This window comes from Streptomyces aurantiaciflavus (assembly GCF_049808595.1).
Classification (GTDB): Bacteria; Actinomycetota; Actinomycetes; order Streptomycetales; family Streptomycetaceae; genus Streptomyces.
The window spans coordinates 133,482-135,726 of record NZ_JBNCAQ010000027.1; the positions used below are offsets into that span (position 1 = coordinate 133,482).

General features: G+C 72.9%; 2 protein-coding genes. One reads left to right on the forward strand and one right to left on the reverse strand.

Features of this window, described 5'->3' with window-relative positions:
* The coding region (locus ACPT94_RS29140; RefSeq protein WP_489686595.1) for an NsdA family TPR-like regulatory protein at positions 1-834 on the reverse strand (834 nt) is incomplete at its 3' end.
* A 231-nt stretch (positions 835-1,065) separates the two neighbouring features.
* Here ACPT94_RS29140 and ACPT94_RS29145 point away from each other — a divergent pair.
* Entirely contained in the window at positions 1,066-2,208 is a 1,143-nt protein-coding gene (locus ACPT94_RS29145; RefSeq protein ID WP_360339394.1) for an aminoglycoside phosphotransferase family protein, read from the forward strand.
* The last annotated feature ends 37 nt before the right edge of the window (positions 2,209-2,245 follow it).

Below are 2,245 nucleotides of genomic sequence, written 5' to 3' on the forward strand. Positions count from 1 at the left end.
GTCGCCGCCCTCCCTCGCGGCATGGGCGGCGATGACGAAGTACTTCTGGGCCGTGGGCTCCAGGCCGACGTCGTGCGACATCCAGCCCGCGAGGACGGCGAGGTTGGCGGCGACGCCCCACAGGCGTCGCTGGAGGTGGGGTGGATGACGGTAGGCGAGCATGCCGCCCACCTCGTTGAGCTGGCCCACCACGGCCTTGCGCTGGAGCCCGCCTCCGCGGGCGGCGTCCCAGGCTCGGAACACCTCCACCGAGCGCTCCAGTTCGTCGACCTCCTCCGTCCCGATGGGGGCGGCCTCGTAGCGGTCGAACCCGGCGGTGTCGGCGTGCAGGAGGGGATGGTCGATGACGGGAGCGTCGGCGGAGAGGGTGGGGTCGGTGTGCAGCCAGTCGTACATGGCGCTGCTGAGTGCTGATCCCGCGGTGAGCGCGGCACCCGCGCCCACCAAGCCGCGTCGGTTGAGCATGAGGTCCATTCCCGTGAATTCGGTGAGGACCGCGGCGGTCCGTTCGGGCGCCCACGGCACGCCGTCGGGATGTTCCGCACTCCCGCCGCCCTGCCGTTTCCCCGTACGCCCGTGCCGCACCAGACCGAGGTCCTCGATGGTCACGACACGGCCGAGTCGCTCGGTGAACAGAGCCGCCAGCACCCGCGGCACCGGATCGCGCGGGATCTCTCCCGTGTCGATCCACCGCCGCACCCGGGAGGTGTCCGTCGCCAGCTGCGGGTGGCCCATGGCCGCCGCCTGCCGGTTGACCTGCCTCGCGAGTTCGCCCTTGGACCAGCCGGCCAGGCCGAACAGGTCCGCGAGCCGGGTGTTGGGTTGTCCGCTCACGTAAGCCCCCAGGTTCTCGGCTGAGTTGACAGTAGCCCGGTGAGGGTTGCCGGGCGACTATTCGCCAGGGTTCGCCATGCCTCGCCAGATGGTGTGCCAGTGGGCGTCCGGTGTCAGGTAGGAACGCGCCACCCCGACCCGGTCGCCGAGGGACATTCCCCAGGGTGCACCCGGGAGGCCGGGCCGGGCAGCGCATCGACGTCGCAGGCACACGAAGGGATCTGTCCGCCCATGTACGCAGCATCGTCCTCCGTGTCCGCCCCGCCCCGGTCGCTGCACACCCGCCCGGGCGGCGGCGGCCCCTACCTCGATCCCACGCGGTCGGCGTCCCCCGGGCTCGGTGCGGGCCGCGGCCGGCGTCCCGCGGGGCTCCCCGGCACGCAACCCCTCAGCGGGAGGCTCGACCTGTCCGGCCCTCAGGGCGCCCAGCTGCGCACGGCGATCGCGTCGGTGCACCGGATCTGCCCGGAGTTCGCCCCGGTGCAGGTGCTGCGGCGCAGCGGACGCTCCGTGCTCCTGGTCGGTACGACGGGACGCAGCACGGCCGTCGCGAAGTGTTTACTGGACCACTCGCCCGTGTGGACCGAGCGGATCCGCCACGAGATAGCCGCATACCGCACGTTCGTCCGGCACCGCCCCCCGGTGCGGGTGCCGAGACTGATCGCGGCGGACCCGGACAACTGCACGCTCGTCGTCGAACGGATGCCGGGACGAGTGGCGGCACTGCAACGGCATCCGGCGGAAGCGCCCCCGCGCGCGGACATCAGGGCGGCGCTCGGCGCGATCTGCCGGCTCAACTCCTGGCGGCCGCCGGCGGGCACCTTCGACGCGCCGCTGGAGTACGCGGCGCGGATCTCCCGCTACCACGAGCTGGGTCTGCTCACCGACCGGGATCTGGGCGACCTGCAGAAGCTGCTGCACGGCATCGCGGCGACCGCGGGCCGTCAGGGCATGGGCCAGTTCTGCCACGGCGACGCCCTCCTGTCGAACATCCTGGTGTCACCGGCCGGTCCAGTGCTGGTGGACTGGGAGCACGCGGGGTGGTACCTGCCCGGCTACGACCTGGCGACGCTGTGGTCGGTGCTGGCTCACGCGCCGGCGGCACGCCGTCAGATCAGCCAGATCGCCCAGTCGGCGGGCCCGGCCTCCCGGGACGCGTTCCTGGTGAACCTGATGCTGGTCCTGACCCGGGAGATCCGCACCTACGAGACGGCCGTGCAGCGTTCGATGCACGACACGACCCCGACGGCTCCGGGGGCGGCCCACCCCGGTGCCGCGCCGTCCGGCGAGGAGCAGCGGCTGCTGCTGCGGCGGCTGCACGACGACTGCCAGATGGCTCGGCGGGCCGTGCGGGCAGCGGTCGGCACTCGCTGAGGGGACGAAGGTCCGCGGTGCGCCAGAGCGGCGGCGC